Source organism: Sorangium aterium, assembly GCF_028368935.1.
Taxonomy (GTDB): domain Bacteria; phylum Myxococcota_A; class Polyangia; order Polyangiales; family Polyangiaceae; genus Sorangium; species Sorangium atrum.
In genome coordinates this window covers 2500705-2517181 of record NZ_JAQNDK010000001.1, presented here as the reverse complement: position 1 = coordinate 2517181, position 16477 = coordinate 2500705, and the positions used below count along the sequence as shown (strand labels likewise).

The window sequence follows — 16477 nt, the reverse complement described above, 5'->3', positions numbered from 1 at the left end:
AGCGATGCCGATCCCTGGACCGAAACACGATCTGCGCCCTGGGGCGAAGGGCGCGATGGGCGCGAGGCTGCTCGCCGTGGCGATGCTCTGCGCGTTCCAGTACTGGCTCCTGACGTCCACGGTCGAGGCGTACAACGGCGGCGATCGCGACATCCCGCTGCCCGCGCTCGCGACCTCGCTGGTGTGCTTCGCGCTGGGCGCCGGCCTTGTCGCGGCGGGGGAGCTGTCGGCGCGGAGGGCGCGCCGGTAGCCGCCGCGCGACGCGTGACGCCCGGGCGCGGCGCCTGGCCGTCCGCGCGGGCTGGCCAGGTCCCGTGGTACTGGGTTGACGGATGCGCATCGCCTGGATCGTCTACGGCGCCCTCGACCAGACCACGGGCGGCTACATCTACGATCGGCTCGTCGTCGAGCGGCTGCGCGCCCGGGGCGACGCCGTGGAGGTCGTGTCCCTCGATCCGGCGCCGCGGTCGCGGGCGCTCGCCGGCCTCGCGCTCGCGCGGCGCCTCGCCCGGCTCGACCCCGCCGTGGTGGTCGGCGACGAGCTCTGCTTCCCGGAGCTCGGGCCGGCGTTCGCGGTGCTGCCGCGGCGGATCGCGCGCGCGCTCCTCGTCCACCACCTGAGCGCGTGGGAGCTCCCGCCCGGCCCGCGGCGCGCGGCGCTCTCGCTCGCGGAGGCGGCGGTGATCCGCCTGTGCGACGCGCACCTCGCGACGAGCGCGACGACCGCGGCGCGGCTCCGGCGCGAGCTCGGGCTCGCGCGGGTCGACGTGGCGACGCCGGGCGCGGACCGGCTCCCCTTGCTCGCCCGCGCCCGGCGGGACGGCGGCCCGCTGCGGCTCCTGTTCGTGGGGAGCTTCATCCCGCGCAAGCGGCTGCTGGAGCTCCTCGCGGCGTTCGAGCGGGTCGGGAGCGCGCATGCCACGCTCGTGCTCATCGGGGACGCGGCGCGCGACCCGGCCTACGCCGGGCGGGTGGGCCGCGCGATCGCCGGCTCCGCGTTCCTGCAGGCGCGCGTCTCGGCGCCCGGCGTGCTCGGGGACGAGGCGCTCGCGGCCGAGCTCGCGGCGGCGGACGCGCTCGTCCTGCCCTCGTCGCTGGAGGGCTACGGCATGGTGCTCACGGAGGCGGTCCGGGCCGGCGTCCCGGTGCTCGCCGCCCGCGCCGGCGCGATCGCGGAGGCGGTCCAGGACGGCGCGGAGGCGCTGCTCTGGGACGACGTCGAGGGCCCCGCGCCGGCGCTCGCCCGCTTCCTCGAGGACGGCGCCCTCCGGGCGAGCATGAGCCGCGCGGCGGCCGTCCGGGCCGCCTCGCTGCCCACCTGGGACGGCACCGCGGCCGCGGTGCGCGCGGCGCTCGCGCGCGCGGCGCGCGGCGCGCGGCGCGCAGATGAGCGGATGAGCGGATGAGCGGATGAGCCGATGACCGGCGCGGCGAAGAACGGGCAGGAGCGCGCGCCGGGGCGCCGGGCCGTCACGCCCCCGCGAGCAGCGCCGCCGCCTCGTCCTTCAGCCGTCGCGTGAGCGCCGCGTCGTCGCGGGCCTCGCGCGCCACCTCCGCCGCGTCCCGCGCCTCGCCCAGGCGCACCCGCACGTCGACGTCGTCGAAGCCCGGCAGCGCCGCCTGCAGGAGCGGCGCCAGCGTGGTGATCCCGCGGCGCTCGGCCCACCGCGTGATGGCCAGCCGCTTCGCCCGCGGCGAGTGCACCCCCGAGACGATCGCCACGGCGGCGCGCCCTCCTGCCGCCGCGGCCGCGCGCAGCAGCGCGCCGGCGCTCGGCTGCCACTCCGCGAGCAGCGCGTCGCCCTTGCCCGCGAACGCCGGATCCGCCTCGATGCGCCCCGCGGGGAAGTGCAGCAGCGCGCCCCCGCGGCGCAGGTGCCGCAGCGCGCGGCGCACGCCGGCCGACCGCGCGGCGAGCGCGGGCGCGCCATCCTCGTCGATGGGCACGAAGAGCAGCCGCCGGCTCACGTGGGGCAGCGCCCGCAGGAACCGCCGCTCGGCCGCGACGATCATGAGGTCTTCCCGGCCGAGCGCCGCCATCAGCGCGAGCGCGTCGTAGGCGCCGGGGTGGTTGGACACGACGAGCAGCGCCCCGCGCGACGGCGGCGCCGCGTCGGCCCTCCAGCGCGCCCCGAAGCCGGCGAGCGCCTCCCGCGCCGCGACGTGGAGCCCGGCCTCGCCGGTGCGCCGATCGAAGCGCGCGAGCACGCGCCCGAGCGGCCACGAAGGGACGGCGAAGGCGGCACGCCCGGCGCGGCGCACCCACGCCGGCGCCCCGCCGAGGCCGAGCGCCGCCACCATCTCCGCGCCGGACAGGTTCGCGAGCTCTCTCTCCAGCGGCTCCGTCATGTCGGCGTCTTACTCCGTGTCGACGCCGCCTCGCCAGCGCCGGCGCTCCGCCCGCTGATATCGCCCAGCGCAATGGGACGCGACCTGTGTCGCCTGTCCAGCGCGATGGGACGCGACCTGTGTCGCCTGTCGGGTTTGCGTCGGGGCGCGCCGCCTCTGTATGAAGGGGGCCATGAACGCCACGCCCCCTGCCATGGATGACGCGATCGGCCGCGGCGACGCGGCTGCGCGTCCTCGGCGGACGCTCGCGGATCTCCCGGGACCGCCGGGCTTGCCTGTGATCGGCAATCTGCTCGCGCTCCACCCCGACCGCTGGCACCTCGAGTTCGAGCGGTGGTGGCGCGCCCACGGCGACCTGTTCGTCGTGCGGATGGGCCGACAGCCGGTCCTCGTCGTCGTCGACGGCGAGCTCGTGCGCGACGTGCTCCAGCGCCGCCCCGCGGTGTTCCGGCGGGTGCGCGCCATCGAGGCCGTGTCGCGCGAGGCGGACATGGTCGGGCTGTTCTCGGCGGACGGCGACGCGTGGCGGAAGCAGCGGCAGCTCATCCACCCGACGTTCCACCCGAGGCACGTCGAGGGCTTCTTCCCGAGCATCCGCGACATCACGGGCCGGCTGCGCGAGCTCTGGGCGCGGGCGGCCGACGAGCGCGCCGCCCGCGACGTGCTCGGCGATCTCATGCGCTACTCGGTCGACGTCACCTCGTCCGTCGCCTTCGGCCGCGATCTCAACACGCTCGAGCGCGGCGCGGACGCGCTCCAGGAGCACCTCCAGCGCGTGTTCCTCGGGCTCAACCGGCGGATGCTCGCGCCGCTGCCCTACTGGCGCTACCTGGGCCTCCCCGCCGACCGCGCCTACGACCGCGCCCTGGTCGCGGTGAAGCGGCTCATCCTCGAGCTCGTGACCGCCGCGCGGCGCGAGCTCGAGGGCGGCGCGGACCGGCACGCGCGCCCGCGGACGCTGCTGGAGCTCATGATCGCCGCGCGGGACGGCGAGGACCCGAGGGCGCGCCTCTCGGACGCCGAGGTCTACGCGAACGTGCTCACGATGCTGCTCGCGGGCGAGGACACCACCGCGAACACCCTCGCGTGGATCCTCTATTACCTGGGCTCGCGCCCCGACGTGCAGGCGCGCGCCCGCGAGGAGGCCGATCGCGTGCTCGGCGGCGGGCTGATCCCGACGCTGGAGCAGTGCAAGCGCCTCGAGTACACGGGCGCCGTCACGCAGGAGACGCTGCGCCTGCGCTCCGCCGCCCCGCTGCTCTTCCTCGAGGCGAACCACGACACCGCGGTGGGTGACGTGGCCGTGCCCGCTGGCGCCGGCGTCGTCGCGCTCACGCGCGCGACGGGGCGGAAACCCGAGTATTTCGGCGATCCGGAGTCGTTCCGCCCCGAGCGCTGGCTCGGGGGCGCGCCCGTGACGCTGCCCCACGAGCCGAGGATGGCGCTCGCGTTCGGCGGCGGGCCGCGCGTCTGCCCGGGGCGCGCGATGGCGCTGCTGGAGTGCGCGGTGACGGTCGGCATGGTGCTCCGGAGCTTCACGGTGCACCTCGCGGATCACACAGCGCCGGTGCGGGAGCGGATGGCGTTCGCGATGCAGCCGGAGGGGCTGCGCATCCGGTTCACGAGGCGCGCGAGCGCGTGAGATCACGAGGCGCTCGCGCGCGTGGCGGGGAAGCGCCGGCGCTCCGGCTCACTGCACCTTGGCGAGGGCCGCGTCGTAATTGGGCTCCTGCGCGATCTCCGGGACGAGCTCGACGTGGAGCACCTTGTTCTGCTCGTCGAGCACGAGGACCGAGCGCGCGAGCAGGCCGGCGAGCGGCCCGTCGACGAGCGTGACCCCGTACTTCTGGCCGAAATCTCCCCGGAACGTCGAGAGGCCTTCCGCGTTCGAGATGCCCTCGGACGCGCAGAAGCGGGTGTGCGCGAACGGCAGGTCCGCCGAGATGTTGAGCACCGTCACGCCCGGGAGCTTCTCGGCGCGCTCGTGGAACGTGCGCACGGATCTCGCGCAGACCGGGGTGTCGACGCTCGGGAAGATGTTGAGGATCTTCTTGCCGGAGTATGACGAGAGCTTGCGCTCGGAGAGGTCGGTCTTCACGAGCGTGAAATCGGGGGCGGTCGCGCCGACGGACGGCAGCTCGCCGGCGGTGTGGATGGGGCTTCCCTTGAACTTGGTCTGAGCCATGGTCGCATCCTCCTCTGTGCTCTGTGCAGCTGTGCGGCAGCGCCTCTCGTAGGCGCGCCGGGGGCGGACGCCAAGCAGAACCAGCCAGACCGCCGCGGCTGGAGCTCCGCTCGTCCGGCGCGCGGGCGCTGCGCTGGCCGGGCGGTCTTGCCAGCGCGGGCGTGCGCGAACGTGCGCGAACGTCGATCGTCCGCGCGCGCGATCAGCGGAGGGGCGAGCGATGGACCAGCGGAAACGGCTCGACCTCGCCGTCATCGGGGTTGGTCGAGTCCCTGCTGTACCCGATCTCCTGCTCGGCCGTCGTGATGACGAAGGGGCCCCCGATCTCCTCCGGCTCCACCCTGTCTTCGTAGTCTTCGGTGGTGTCGCCCCGGCCCGAGGTCGCCGAGGCGACGTACTGCTCGGCGATCTGCTCGGCGAGCTCGTCGAGCACCTCGGGGGGGCCGTCGCCGGGGTCGGGGATGAACGCATCGCGGCTCTCCGCGCGACCGGCGCTCCTGCGCGCCGCCTCCACGAACTCATGGCTGTGGCTCCTGCTCGTGGCCCGCAGGGTGCTGTCTCGCTTGGTCTGCATGGATGATCTCCTCGCTCGGCGGCGGGCTCTCACGCGCTCTCGGAGCCGCCGCCCTTCCGCTGTTCTGATGGCGAGAGATGCACTGCGTGTACCATGACGCTGGATGGCCGATCCGCGCGCGCCACGGCGAGCAGATGGGACCGGCGCTCGCTCTTTGCGAGACGCGCGCTGCGCTGGCGTGGGATCGGTGGTGCGTCGTGCCACAGCGGTCGCGGCGGGCCGGTGGCACGATGCCCCGGCCCCGCGCGGCCCTTACCAGTCGAGCTCTTCGCGGATGGCCTCCGCGAGCTGCTGGGCCATGAGCGCGTTCGTCTTGACGCTCGGGTGGTAGTCGCAGCCGAGCCCGTTCGCCGCGCCGTCCTGCGCGGGGAACTCGAGGACGCGCACCTTGTCGTCGCCGTCGTCGTTCCGGTCCTCCACCACCTGGCCGATGTAGGCGCGCGCCCTGGTGAGCGCCTCGGCGCCTTCCGGGTACGAGTCGCTCAGCATGGGCCCGATGGTGCAGAAGATGAACGCGTCCGGATAGTTCGTTCTGACCGTCTCGACGAGGCCCGCGTAGGCCTCGGTGAACGGTCCACGGAACTGGGCGTCGCCCGGGACGTTGATGCTGAAGTCGTTCGTGCCCAGGTTGATCACCACGACCTGCGGCACCCAGGACGAGAAGTTCCATGCGGGCTGCTCCTCGTCGGCGATCGTCCGGCCATAGATCTCGGGCATGGTGGGCGCGACTTCACCGTCGTAGTTCCGGTACACGCCTCTGCCGGACCACGCGACGATCGTGGTGTCGGCCCCGACGAGCCGCCCTGTCAGCGCGCTGTAGGCGAGGTAGTTGTTCTCCGTATCGCTCGTGAACGGGCAAGTCTCGTTGGCCCCATCGACGCCGTAGCCGGCGGAGATCGAGTCGCCGATCACCTCGATCCGGCGCGCGGGCGCCGCCGGGACCGGCAGGAGCGCCTCGCCCTGCTCCGGGACGAACTCGAGGAACTGCGACACGCCGACCAGCGGCTCGGTGCGGCGGTGGAGCACGAGGTCGTGCTCGCCGTCGGGTAGCCCATCTGCGACCGTGTAGAGCTCCTCCTCGCTGTTGACCTTGAGGACGCCCTTCGCCTCGCCGTCGATCACCACCTGGAAGAAGTTGGATTGAGCCGCGGTCGACTCGTCGTTGAAGCGGACGCCGAGCGACGTCCCCGAGAACCGCGTGACGATCGCGCTGCCTGCCCAGGAGAAGCGGGGGCCCTCGGCGTTCGTCGTATCGAAGCGCCCGATGAAGCGGATGGTATCGCTGGAGGGGTCTCCGCCGCCGGCGCCGCCCGCGCTCGACGAGGTCGTGCCGGGATCCGCGCCGCCGCCGCCGCCGCCTCCGCCGCCTTCGTCCGTGCCGCCGCCGCCCGTGCTGGCGGCGCTGCTCGAGGTGGATGAGCTGCCGCCGGAGCCCGTCGTTCCAGTCGTTCCATTGGAGTCGTCGTCACCGCAGCCGGCCAGCGCCGACCAGGCGATGCAGCAGACGGAAGCGAGCTTCGGGAGGGTGGAGTAAGCTTGTCGTTTCATGCGCGCGAGGATGCTCTAGCTCCGTGGCGCGGACAACTCCAATCTCCTCCTGCGCGCCGGCGCAGACACCGCGGCGCGGGCGTCGAGCTGCGGAGATCGGTTGATCTCAGTTCCAGGTCCGGTCCTGGCTCTGGACTCTGGAGCGGCCGCCGTCCTCGGCGGGGGAGCGCTCGCGGTCGCGGCCTTGCGAGGCGCGCACGTCGTCGCGCTCGTGGACGCGGGTCGAGTACCCCTGCGGGATCTCGTCGCCCATGAAGCGGCCGAACCCGGGCCGGCGCTCCGGGCGATTGTACGTGTCGCCATATCCGCGGAGCTCCTGGCTGCGGCCGCGGCCTCCGCGCTCCTCGCCGCGGCCCTGGTATCCGCCACCGTGGTCGCCTCGGCCGTCGTGGTGGCCAGGGGCGTTTCGCTCGTCGCCGCCTCGATATCGATCCTGGTCATCGCCGCGCCCGTAGCCGTCGCTGCGATACCGATCCTCGCGGCCCTGGTAGTCGTCTCGCGTGGAGTCGCGGCCCTGGTAGCGCTCGCGGCCCTGGTAGTCGTCTCGCGTGGAGTCGCGGCCCTGGTAGTCGTCTCTTGTGGAGTCGCGGCCCTGGTAGCGCTCGCGGTTCTGGTAGTCGTCTCGCGTGGAGTCGCGGCCCTGGTAGTCGCCTCGCGTGGAGTCGCGGCCCTGGTAGCGCTCGCGGTTCTGGTAGTCGTCTCGCGTGTCGCTGCGGCCCTGGTAGTCGTTTCGCGTGGTGCCGCGGCCCTGGTAGTCGTCTCGCCCGTCGCCGTAGCCCTGGTAGCGCCGGCTCTGGCCCCCCTCGTCGCGGCCGTGCTCGCGGCGCCCGTAGGCCCCGCGGCCATGATCCTCGTCCGGCCCGGAGAAGCCGCGGGCCGCGTCGCGGCCGTAGTACGCCTCGCGCCCGTAGTAGCCGCGGTTCTCCTCCCGCCCTCGCTGCGCCGAGCCGAACCCTCTTCGCTCGTCCTCGGCGCCCCGCCCGCTGAAGTGGTCGTCGCGCCCGCCGATCCGCTCCCACGAGGGGCTGTCCTGTCCGTAGGCGCGGCGCTCCTCGGGCTCGCGGTAGCCGCGCGCGCCGGCCCCGCCCTGCTCCTGCCAGCGCCGCTCGGATCCGCCGCGATCGTCCTGTGCGTGCTGGCCGCCCGCCCTCCACGCGCCCCTGCCGTCTCCGCGCCCTTGCTGGCCGTACGGCTGCGGCATCTGTCCCAGCTCGCCCTGCCGGCTGCCGCCGCTCTGGTTCGCGTAGTTGCCGCGGCTGTACGACCCTCGCTCGAACGCGTCGCGCTCCCCCTCGTGACCGCGGAATCCGCGCTGATCGTCGTCCCGTGGCGCGCGCCACCGATCGTCCTGGTGACGCCAGTCGTCGCGCGGCCCCTCGTCACGGAAGTCCCGGCCCTCGTAGCGATCTCGTGCCATCTCGCTCTCCCTCTGGGTGCTGGTGAACAACTGTCGAGGCTCACGCAGGTGGTCACCTCCGTGAGCAGCGGGCTCACCCCGGTCACCGACGGTCAGCAACCGACGTGCCCAGTTGAAACCCAATTGAAACCCGGTCGAGAGGAGAAGAGCGCCGGCGCTCCGACAGACGGCCTCGCAGGCCGGATCGCGCCCCCGCGCGACAATGCGCCACACGCTGGGGCAAGCTGTCACGCAGGCGCGGCTCGTATCATCGAGGACGAGCTCGCCGGGCCTGTACGGCGGCCCGGTTCGGATCCGGGGCGGGGAAACAGGGAAACAAGGAGGAAGAGCGCCGCGTGCAGCGGCGCTCACCCGGCCCTCAGTAGCGCGTCTCGCAGGGGTGCTGATCGGCGAACGCCTTCACGGCGGTCTTGTTGGACGACCACGGGAAGTTCCGATCGGTGATCGACCACGAGAGCGCTCCCGCATACCCCATGTTGTAGAGGTCGCCCACGAACTTGTCGTAGCGCACGTCCATCTCGGCCATGTTGATGGGGAACTCGCCCATGACGACCGGCTTGTCCGTGAGGCCGTACTCGGAGAGGGGCTTGCTGTAAGGGAAGTTGTCGTTGACCCAGCCGTACATGTGGACCTGGTAGAAGTCGACGTCCGAGCGCGTCCACGCCTGACCCCACTTGATGGCGGCGCTGCCGACGCTCACGGGCGCGCCGGTCTCTCCCCTCAGCACGGCGGCCGATTCCTTGGCGAGCGCCTCCATCTGCTGGTGTGTGACGAGATCGAACTTGCTGGAGTCCCCCTCGAACGCCGGGTCGCCGCCGTAGAGGCTCGGCCCGGTCATCGCCCACTCGGGCTCGTTGATGACATCCCAGGCCAGCATCCGGTCGCTGTGCGGGCTCGACGCCACCGTCCGAGCGATGGGGCGGACGACGTTCTCGATGAGCTTGGCGCGCCGGCCCGCGTCCGCGACGATGGGCCCCATGCTCGTGGCCGACAGGCCGCTCGGCGGATTGTAAGAGGTCTTGTAGAAGCCATCGAAGGAGAACAGCGTGAACATCACGTTCACCTGCGCCTGGTCCGCGAGCTCGAGCGCGGCCAGGATGTCCTGCGTCGAGGTGCCGCCGAGCCCGGTCGGGTTGCCCTGTCCATCGAAGTTGATCTCGTCGCCGTAGAAGCGGGGGTAGATCCACCAGCGGACCACGTCCACGCCGTTGGCGCGCATGTCCTGCAGGTCGGCGAGCACCTGGCTCTTCTTGCCCGAAATGCCCGCCTGGCTCCACTTGGACTGACCGCCGAAATCGGCGCCGAAGTCGCGCCAGGCGTAGTTCACGCCGTACATGAAGCGGAGACGGCAGGCGATCTCGACCCCTGCCTCGAACGGACATTCGTCCTCTTCGGCGCCGGCGCAGGCGCTGGGCTCTCCTCCGCTGCTGGTGCTGCTGCCGGCCACGGGGTCGCCGCTGCCCGTGCTCGCGGGTCCGCCCGTGGGCTCGCCAGCGCCCGCGCCGGAGCCCGTGGGTGTGCCTGCGCCCGCGCCGGAGCTCGCGGATGTGCCAGCGCCCGCGCCGGAGCCCGCGGGCGTGCCGGCGCCCGAGGAGCTGCTCCCGGTGAGGCCGGTGTCCCCCGCTTCGCCGCCGGCGCCGCCGTCGCCGCCGCCATCCGATCCGTCGCCACAGCCGAATCCAGCCACGGAGAGCTGGAGAACCCCGACAAGAAGAAGCCAGTTGCGCATGCCCGATTATCACCAGAAATGCGCGCCGGACCAGCCCGAACTCTTAATCGGTTCAGTGACTCACTGCGCAACGTTCTGCTCTTGCTACAAGATCGTGGTCGCAGCGGCCCTGATGAAGATCAAGTGAACTCCGCGGGGCACCCGCGGTATCGCCGCTTACCTGGACGGCCCGCGCGGCCTCGGGTGGATCCCCATGTACGCGGCCGCGCTCTTCGCGGAGGGATCGTCCGGGTAGCGCTCGATGAGGTCTTCCGCGAGGCTGCGGGCCTGGCCGATCCGGTCCAGGCGAACGAGCGCCCGCACGCGGAGCATGCCGCGCTCGGCGGCGCGGGGGCTGTCGCCGAGGTCGCGCGACGCCTCGTCGTCGAGCCGGAGCACCTCCTCGGGGTTGCTCGTCAAGGCGGCGCGCATGCGGTCGATGATGCTGCCCTCGGGGTCGGTGTCCGGCGCCGGCTCCGACTCCTGTGCTGCGGCGCTCACGGTGGCAGCGGCCGGCGGGGCAGCCGGGGGGACGACGGGCGCCTCCTCGCGTCGCTGCGGCCGGGGGGCTGCGCTGGACTCGGCGCTCGGCGGGCGCGCGTCCGGTGCCGGGCGCTCGTCGCGAGCCACGAAGAGGAAGGCCGCCGCGGCGAGCGCGGCGACGGGGAGGCCGATGAGCAGCGCGCGACGAGCGCCGGACGGTCGGGGGGCGTCCACGGCGGCGAACGTAGCGCGGAGCAGCGGCCGGCGGTAGCGGACGGAGCGAGCGGACCGCGCAGGAGGGGGCGAGCCGCACAGGGGCGATGGCCGCCGCCATCCGCGCGATCTCGGGCCGGCCGCCCCGCGCGCCTCGCGGCGGTGCTGCCGACGGTGTTAGGCAGGTCTACCGTATGGCGCGGCGCTTGACGGCATTTAGGCCTTGCAGCGCAGAGCCGATACGTGAGATTTTTTTGTGAGGGAAGGCACAAAAACGACGAGCTGGACAGACCTGGTCTGGAGGCTTCGGTCGACCATTTGACGGATGGCTGGCGGAGCCGAAATCTCCAAGATTCTTCCGGTATAGACATGATCGATGCCCGCGAACTTTCAGCCCTTCGCACCCAATGGGACTCAGGCGACGCGATGAGGGTCGGATGGGTGATCTATGAAGCTCTACCGAACGCGGCTCGCCCCCGCTTAGCTGCCGAGCTTCTGATTTTGAGCTGCGAGCTGCTTCCTGGCGTTCCGGGTGAGATCTCGTCAGTCATCGAGCTGACCAAGGACCCGCGGCGATGGCGTGAGGCTCACGATGCTTTTCAAAATGTACGCCGTCTCACGATTGAGCTTCTGCGCGATACTCCAGATGACAAGGTTCGGGAAGCCGTTCTGCTCGTTGCTGAAAATGCCGCAAAGGTCATCTACAACGCATCTGAAGAGCTCGCGCCGTTTGATCATGACTGTGGGTACTGGCTCGTTGGATGTGCTCACGATCTCGCGATGAAGGCACATTCTCCTGAGCTCAAGGGGCGATTCTGGTGCGCCATGGAAACATTGCTTGGAACGCCCAGGTCATGACCTCGTATCCGAGCTTGGATGGCTCCCGCCCAGCTGGCCGCTGAGTCGTTTGGCAGCCGCTGCGAGGCACCCGGCAAATGAACCAGACGGAGCTCCGCGAAGAAGATCTCTGGCTCGCTTTGGACGAGCGTCGCACCGATGCGGAGCGCGCCTTCATCACGGAGATGTCGCGTCGCGCCTTGGCGTGGCGCAGCTTGGGCGTTCCCAGCGACCATCTCCTCGGCACGGTCGAACCGTTCGTCATGCTGCTACTCGACGTCTCCGCGGACGGAAAAGTCCTCCGAACGCTCCGGGTCGATTTTCACGAATCACGCGTTGTGGTTGGAGAGGATGAGACGATGCAAGCCGCCACAGACCTGGACGAGGAGAATGCACGCGTGCTCGTGGTCAAAGACGGATCGCCCTTGGCTCTCGCGACCGCGGCCGCCGACTGGATGGAACGGGAGATCCTGCGGCCCATCGAACGTCACGAATGGGTGCGAGAGGACTTTTGTCACCAGAGGTATGTGTTGTCGGACACTGGAGAACCCCTCTGCTGGTCGGACTGCCACAACCAGAAGAGGCCCGACTTGGGCCCACCAGACAGGACTGTCACCGTGCGAAGCTACGATGTCCCGCGTCGCGGCTGATTGCCTTCGCCAAGAAGGAGAACGTCGATGGCAGACTCGCTCCACCCGTACCAGGATTTTGCCGCTTGTCACCCGAAGTTGCGGGAAGCGGTGTCTGAGGTCGTCGCCTACTGGGAGCCCGATGCGGTCCCTATCACGGTCGGCTTCGGCAGCATCGGTCGTGCTCTCGTGCAGCTTGAATCCGATCTCGATGACGCCACGCTCGATCAGGTCTCGCGACTCGTGGAGCATTCGCTGTCAGGAAGCGGCCCGGAGGCGGATGCGGTGGCCACGGGGCTCCTGGAGGCGATCTGCGCCCAGAGTGTTCGTGCCCCTTCCGCCGTCGCGCGCGTCGTCTCACGTCTGGGAGCCGATGCGCGAGCGTACATTCGAGCCTGGGATGCCTTCACAGGAACGACGACCCCGGGCGTCACGTAGTCGTGCCAGTGGCCATGAACGGAGTGTCTCGATGCGCATCGCGAAGCCAGTACGGGTCCTGATGTCCGCACCTTTCAACGCAGATCTGCTGACCTTTGCGCCGGCTCGTTCGAGGACAGAGAAATGAAATGGACGATCTTTCTGGAGGAGTACGCGAAGCACACGGCGCTCAACCTGGGGCAAGTGATGCAAGGCGTCCGATACTTCTATTCTCATCCGGACTGTGATGAGGTCGCGGCGCGAGGGACGTTGAAGCACTGTTTCTCGTCGATGTCCCTTCGAGCGAGGCGAGTCGCGAACGACCTCTTCTTTTTGGTGATTCCACCTCACTGGCATCATACGCCGGACGAGCTCCACGGGATGCGAGCGATCCCGATCAAGAAGTGGTTCTTCTATGGCTATTCTGCCTGGCAATTCGACGAGTCCGGGGAGGTCAGGACCGACCTTGACGGGAGAGAGGATCGAAGATGGGATCCGCGATGCCGAAAGCCACAGACCTGACGTGACGTGTGGAGCGCCTGACGCTCGGCTTGCGGCGGACATCGCTTTGCGCCGCCGCCGAAGCCGAGCGTCAGGCAGACGAATCGCTCGGAGCACCTATGAGTGTCGGTTATATTCTGGTCAACTTTTCCGTCCGCGAAATGGTCAGTTTTGTGCACGTGGACGCGAGCTCCCTGCGCGAGCTCGCGGGGTCTCCGGCTGCCGCCGCGATCACCACCTGGTACCTGCTTCACCACCTCGGCGACCAAATTGCGTTTGTTTCGGACACCTACGATGACTGGCCCTTTCCGGGCTCGAAGGCAGATCTCGCATCCTTTCCGGACGCGACGGACCGGACGATCTCGGACCTGATTCTGGCCGGGATTCTGGCCGATCGGGGGCGCGTGTTCGTGGACGAGGACGATCCCGAGCATGTCTATGTGCGAGACTTGAGGAACGTTTGGTTCGAAGCACCGGCGGACGCTGCGCGCATGACCCGGCGCTCGCAGGAGTGACATGTCGTGCAGCCCAACGAGCCGCTGAACCTGACACCGGGGCCGTGGTGAGGTCGTCTCGACCGGTGCGCGTACGGCACATCGATCTGCCGGCGTCTGTCCTCTGCGGTGTGCTCCGATCGAACCGCGGGCTCTCGTGGTCTTTGTGATTGGCCCGTTCCTCTGCGAGCGGCTCGGATGACGAAGCGCGCGGCCGGAGCCCGCCATCGCGTGAGCCGTCAGTACACGGCCGTGAGCATGGGCAGCGCCTCGTACCGCAGCCCGATGTTCGACTTGATCGCAGGATCCTCGCTCTGGAATGTACGGAGCTCGGCCTCGTCGCGGACGGCAACGATGCCGACGCCCCATCCGCCCGCCGGGTCGGCGACGGGTCCGAAGGCGATCACGTGGCCCTCGGCGAGCTTGCCGCGCCAGTATTTGCCGTGCGCCTGCATGACCGCGAGCTCATCAGCCGTCATGTCCTGCATGAAGGTCGCGCGCGACGGCAACAGCCGACAGAGAAAGAAGCTCCGCTCCGGCTGCGGCGCGACGTGGTTCGTGAGCCAACCCAGGACACGCTCCCAACCTGCCGCATGGCTCTCGCACGACGCCGCACGAGCGCCAAATCCAGCGTGTCGGACCGTGAGGCGCGTGCCCGCCTCGATCGGGTCGAGGAGATAGGAGACCGTCGTCGGGGGCGCGTCCGCATCCCATGACGGTTCCCACGTCTGGACGAGCCTTCGAGGCGGATCGAGCTCGATGACTTTGCCGCCGACATGGAATGCCTTCCCGTCTGCCCCCACGCCGTCGGTCCGCCAGGCCCCTCCGGCGCGAAGGTCGATCGTGAAGGCGGTCGTGCGATACATCTCCGCAGAACCCCACCACTTCGTCAGCTCGTCGGTCGTCAGCGCGCGGAAGACGCGCTCGGGTGGCGCGGCGATCTCGATGCGGGCGAGGATCGTCCCTTGCGCGACGTCGGCGATCGAACGGGCGTGGATGCTCTTGGCTGTCATGTATCCTCCAGGTAACGCTTCAGCGACTCGAGATTGCGACCCCAGAACGCGCGGTAGCCCTCGAGCCATGCCATCGCCTTCTGCAGCGGCGCGGGTCGCAGCGTGTACAGCCGCTCGCGCCCGACCTTCTCCTCGGTTACCAGCCGTGACGCCTTGAGCACGCGGAGGTGCTTCGAGATCGCGGGGCGGCTCTGAGAGAAGTCGGCCGCGATCTCGTTCACAGGGGCAGGACCCGCGCGCAAACGATCGAGGATCGCGCGACGGGTCGGATCGGCGATGACAAAAAACACATCGATGTCGGCTTTCGCGGGTGACATATCGGTAACCGTTGGGTTACCAGTATAGCGGTGGCCTGAGCTTGTCAAGCGCGTCGAAGCGGTGCGCGCACGCCGGTCGTGCGCTGCGCAACGTCGGCAGAGCTGACCCCATGCTTCCGCACCCGTTCGCCTGGGGCTTCCAGAAATGGCCGCGGCTGGCGCCGTCGTTCGACGGAGCTTGCATATCCCCTCCGAACCGAAGCTACCCACCCCGTAGCGCTGGACAGCAATTGGGCCTTGCAGCGCAGAGCCGATCCGTGAGACTTTTTGTAGGGGAGGGCACGGAAGGCGACGGTCGCGACAGACCTGGTCCGGCGGCTCTGGTTGAGCAATCGACTGACAGTTCGGCGGACAGAGGCGCGACGACCAGGAGGAGCGGATCGCATGGCCACGCGTGCCCCCTTGAACCGGAATCGCTCTGCGGAGGTGAGAGACATTTGACTGGCCGACGAGTACTCGCGGTATCTCTCGCGGTTGGAGGCGTCTGCTTTGCCGGACTGGCCTTCCTGGCCCTTTCGGGCCGCCTGCCCTCACTCGCGCCTGGCTCGGGCACGTACCACCCGGTGTCGGAGCAAGAGGCCGCGGTCTTCGCGCGAGCAGCGAGGGATATTCATCCGGACGATGTCCGCGGCAATCCTGGCCGATACGACAAGACGCTGGTTGCCTGGGCGGGCGTCTTGCGATCGTACAAGGTGTCGAAGGAGAACGACGCCACGGTGCTGCGGTTCGACATCGAGCATCGGTACTTTGACTGGATCGAAGACTCTGGCCTTCAGCGGGCTCGCTACTTCCTCTCCCCAAGAGGGGAGGGGGCCATCAGGGCAGCATGGTCCATGCCCCTTGAAGCGTTCGAGTCCGTCTCCGAGCAGATCCATGATGGTGACATGTTCGTCGTGTACGGCTACCCTGCCGATGTGCGGGGGCAGATCGTAGGACTCTTCCCCACGGAATACGTGCGGTTGATTCAGGCGGATCTCTACACGGATCGGCAGCTCGACTACGGCCGACCGGACGCGGCGCCATGAGGGGTCACCAGGCGCGCCACCCACCGCAGCGACCTTGTACTTCCGCATCGACGCCGCTCAGGTGACCGCGTCACCGTTCGAGTAGAGGCCCATGATAACACTGGAGCAAGCCCGCCGAGTCGTCCAGGTCTATGTGGAGCAGCGCGAGGCAGCTTGGTTTGATCGCACGGTCCTCGATCGTGGTGGGTATTGGTTTTTTAGGGTCGGGTATGTCGGTTCTTGCGGGGTAATCGTGGACAAGGCCGACGGTCGTCTCAGCGTCATGGGCTCGGCATTGTCGCTCGACGATTGCTTCTGGGGGCACGAGCATGGTTTCTCGCCTGATCTCGTGCGCTTGCGCATTAAGAAAGTCCACGATGAGGGCCGCACCATCGAGTTCCTGCTCTACCTCGTGACGGCTGGGCCGCCGCGCCAGCCGAACCCGAACCCGAAGCGCGCCTGGCTTGCGGACCGACTTCGAGCGTTGCCGTGCGAGTTCGGTCCAGAGCGCCTCTGGTTATCCATTCCATCTTTCCGTGAGTCCTTGAATCAGGGGTGGTTCGAGTTCGATGTCCTTGAACCATGCGAGCAGGTCGGGCATGTGCGTCAATGAACCTCGTCGTTGGGGCTGAACCCGCGATCTCAGCTTGCGCCACCCCAGGTTTCGCGAGACGCTCCCGACGCCTCCGATCACCGTGGAGAATCCGATGCAAGCGGCAGCCAAGAATGAGCTTCTCCGTCGCATGACCATCTGGCACGACTTGGAACGCCGAGGCGGTCCGCGTCGT

General features: G+C 69.6%; 19 protein-coding genes. 10 read left to right on the top strand and 9 right to left on the bottom strand.

The genetic code is table 11. From position 1 onward, the window contains the following. Window positions 1–4 precede the first annotated feature (4 nt). Window positions 5–250 carry a DUF6755 family protein gene (locus tag POL72_RS09135; RefSeq protein WP_272094642.1) on the top strand — a complete coding sequence of 82 codons (246 nt, stop codon included), beginning with the start codon at window positions 5–7 and terminating at the stop codon, window positions 248–250. Between the two features lie 82 nt (window positions 251–332). Beyond that, a complete protein-coding gene (locus POL72_RS09130; RefSeq protein ID WP_272094641.1) occupies window positions 333–1406 on the top strand; it encodes a glycosyltransferase family 4 protein in 1074 nt (357 codons plus the stop codon). A 64-nt stretch (window positions 1407–1470) separates the two neighbouring features. On the opposite strand, the gene POL72_RS09125 is transcribed toward POL72_RS09130, so the two are convergent. Beyond that, window positions 1471–2349, bottom strand: coding sequence for a 1-acyl-sn-glycerol-3-phosphate acyltransferase (locus POL72_RS09125; RefSeq protein ID WP_272094640.1), 879 nt, complete (start codon window positions 2347–2349; stop codon window positions 1471–1473). A gap of 172 nt (window positions 2350–2521) precedes the next feature. Here POL72_RS09125 and POL72_RS09120 point away from each other — a divergent pair, with 172 nt between their 5' ends. Then, on the top strand, window positions 2522–3991 hold the full coding sequence (locus POL72_RS09120) for a cytochrome P450 (protein WP_272094639.1): 1470 nt from the start codon (window positions 2522–2524) through the stop codon (window positions 3989–3991). Window positions 3992–4039: 48 nt separating this feature from the next. Here POL72_RS09120 and tpx read toward each other — a convergent pair whose 3' ends face one another. The 6 genes from tpx to POL72_RS09090 form a co-directional block, all read right to left on the bottom strand. Beyond that, the gene (gene tpx / locus POL72_RS09115) at window positions 4040–4534 is read right to left on the bottom strand and encodes a thiol peroxidase (RefSeq protein WP_272094638.1); all 495 of its coding nucleotides are present in this window, start codon (window positions 4532–4534) and stop codon (window positions 4040–4042) included. A gap of 202 nt (window positions 4535–4736) precedes the next feature. Then, on the bottom strand, window positions 4737–5108 hold the full coding sequence (locus POL72_RS09110) for a hypothetical protein (protein WP_272094637.1): 372 nt from the start codon (window positions 5106–5108) through the stop codon (window positions 4737–4739). Between the two features lie 252 nt (window positions 5109–5360). Continuing rightward, a complete protein-coding gene (locus POL72_RS09105; protein ID WP_272094635.1) occupies window positions 5361–6656 on the bottom strand; it encodes an SGNH/GDSL hydrolase family protein in 1296 nt (431 codons plus the stop codon). Between the two features lie 106 nt (window positions 6657–6762). Further along, window positions 6763–8073, bottom strand: coding sequence for a hypothetical protein (locus tag POL72_RS09100; protein WP_272094634.1), 1311 nt, complete (start codon window positions 8071–8073; stop codon window positions 6763–6765). A gap of 358 nt (window positions 8074–8431) precedes the next feature. Next, a complete protein-coding gene (locus POL72_RS09095; RefSeq protein ID WP_272094633.1) occupies window positions 8432–9802 on the bottom strand; it encodes a glycoside hydrolase 5 family protein in 1371 nt (456 codons plus the stop codon). 156 nt (window positions 9803–9958) lie between these two features. Then, window positions 9959–10498 carry a hypothetical protein gene (locus POL72_RS09090; RefSeq protein WP_272094632.1) on the bottom strand — a complete coding sequence of 180 codons (540 nt, stop codon included), beginning with the start codon at window positions 10496–10498 and terminating at the stop codon, window positions 9959–9961. Between the two features lie 348 nt (window positions 10499–10846). On the opposite strand from POL72_RS09090, the gene POL72_RS09085 reads away from it, so the two are divergent. The 5 genes from POL72_RS09085 (at window position 10847) to POL72_RS09065 (ending at window position 13376) form a co-directional block, all read left to right on the top strand. Beyond that, entirely contained in the window at window positions 10847–11335 is a 489-nt protein-coding gene (locus tag POL72_RS09085; RefSeq protein WP_272094631.1) for a hypothetical protein, read from the top strand. Between the two features lie 77 nt (window positions 11336–11412). Further along, entirely contained in the window at window positions 11413–11964 is a 552-nt protein-coding gene (locus POL72_RS09080; protein WP_272094630.1) for a hypothetical protein, read from the top strand. A 27-nt stretch (window positions 11965–11991) separates the two neighbouring features. Next, window positions 11992–12381, top strand: coding sequence for a hypothetical protein (locus tag POL72_RS09075; protein WP_272094629.1), 390 nt, complete (start codon window positions 11992–11994; stop codon window positions 12379–12381). A gap of 123 nt (window positions 12382–12504) precedes the next feature. Further along, a complete protein-coding gene (locus tag POL72_RS09070) occupies window positions 12505–12882 on the top strand; it encodes a hypothetical protein (protein ID WP_272094628.1) in 378 nt (125 codons plus the stop codon). 8 nt (window positions 12883–12890) lie between these two features. Beyond that, window positions 12891–13376 carry a hypothetical protein gene (locus POL72_RS09065; protein WP_272094627.1) on the top strand — a complete coding sequence of 162 codons (486 nt, stop codon included), beginning with the start codon at window positions 12891–12893 and terminating at the stop codon, window positions 13374–13376. 218 nt (window positions 13377–13594) lie between these two features. Here POL72_RS09065 and POL72_RS09060 read toward each other — a convergent pair whose 3' ends face one another. Both POL72_RS09060 and POL72_RS09055 read right to left on the bottom strand, forming a co-directional pair. Further along, window positions 13595–14368 (bottom strand): SRPBCC domain-containing protein, encoded by a 774-nt coding sequence (locus POL72_RS09060; RefSeq protein WP_272094626.1) that lies wholly within the window; start codon window positions 14366–14368, stop codon window positions 13595–13597. Further along, window positions 14365–14685, bottom strand: a complete 321-nt coding sequence (locus POL72_RS09055) for an ArsR/SmtB family transcription factor (RefSeq protein WP_272094624.1) — start codon at window positions 14683–14685, stop codon at window positions 14365–14367. Before POL72_RS09055 ends, POL72_RS09060 begins: the two co-directional genes overlap by 4 nt. Window positions 14686–15248: 563 nt before the next feature. On the opposite strand from POL72_RS09055, the gene POL72_RS09050 reads away from it, so the two are divergent. Beyond that, the gene (locus POL72_RS09050; RefSeq protein WP_272094623.1) at window positions 15249–15710 is read left to right on the top strand and encodes a hypothetical protein; all 462 of its coding nucleotides are present in this window, start codon (window positions 15249–15251) and stop codon (window positions 15708–15710) included. 91 nt (window positions 15711–15801) lie between these two features. Continuing rightward, window positions 15802–16302, top strand: coding sequence for a hypothetical protein (locus tag POL72_RS09045; RefSeq protein WP_272094622.1), 501 nt, complete (start codon window positions 15802–15804; stop codon window positions 16300–16302). The last annotated feature ends 175 nt before the right edge of the window (window positions 16303–16477 follow it).

Excerpts from the sequence above, each read along its gene's own strand:
- POL72_RS09075 (WP_272094629.1), top strand. The coding sequence starts at position 11,992 with ATGGCAGACTCGCTCCACCCGTACCAGGATTTTGCCGCTTGTCACCCG.
- POL72_RS09135 (WP_272094642.1), top strand. The coding sequence starts at position 5 with ATGCCGATCCCTGGACCGAAACACGATCTGCGCCCTGGGGCGAAGGGC.
- POL72_RS09095 (WP_272094633.1), bottom strand. The coding sequence starts at position 9,802 with ATGCGCAACTGGCTTCTTCTTGTCGGGGTTCTCCAGCTCTCCGTGGCT.
- POL72_RS09130 (WP_272094641.1), top strand. The coding sequence starts at position 333 with ATGCGCATCGCCTGGATCGTCTACGGCGCCCTCGACCAGACCACGGGC.
- POL72_RS09100 (WP_272094634.1), bottom strand. The coding sequence starts at position 8,073 with ATGGCACGAGATCGCTACGAGGGCCGGGACTTCCGTGACGAGGGGCCG.
- POL72_RS09070 (WP_272094628.1), top strand. The coding sequence starts at position 12,505 with ATGAAATGGACGATCTTTCTGGAGGAGTACGCGAAGCACACGGCGCTC.
- POL72_RS09085 (WP_272094631.1), top strand. The coding sequence starts at position 10,847 with ATGATCGATGCCCGCGAACTTTCAGCCCTTCGCACCCAATGGGACTCA.
- POL72_RS09120 (WP_272094639.1), top strand. The coding sequence starts at position 2,522 with ATGAACGCCACGCCCCCTGCCATGGATGACGCGATCGGCCGCGGCGAC.
- POL72_RS09055 (WP_272094624.1), bottom strand. The coding sequence starts at position 14,685 with ATGTCACCCGCGAAAGCCGACATCGATGTGTTTTTTGTCATCGCCGAT.
- POL72_RS09080 (WP_272094630.1), top strand. The coding sequence starts at position 11,413 with ATGAACCAGACGGAGCTCCGCGAAGAAGATCTCTGGCTCGCTTTGGAC.
- POL72_RS09110 (WP_272094637.1), bottom strand. The coding sequence starts at position 5,108 with ATGCAGACCAAGCGAGACAGCACCCTGCGGGCCACGAGCAGGAGCCAC.
- tpx (WP_272094638.1), bottom strand. The coding sequence starts at position 4,534 with ATGGCTCAGACCAAGTTCAAGGGAAGCCCCATCCACACCGCCGGCGAG.
- POL72_RS09060 (WP_272094626.1), bottom strand. The coding sequence starts at position 14,368 with ATGACAGCCAAGAGCATCCACGCCCGTTCGATCGCCGACGTCGCGCAA.
- POL72_RS09125 (WP_272094640.1), bottom strand. The coding sequence starts at position 2,349 with ATGACGGAGCCGCTGGAGAGAGAGCTCGCGAACCTGTCCGGCGCGGAG.
- POL72_RS09045 (WP_272094622.1), top strand. The coding sequence starts at position 15,802 with ATGATAACACTGGAGCAAGCCCGCCGAGTCGTCCAGGTCTATGTGGAG.
- POL72_RS09105 (WP_272094635.1), bottom strand. The coding sequence starts at position 6,656 with ATGAAACGACAAGCTTACTCCACCCTCCCGAAGCTCGCTTCCGTCTGC.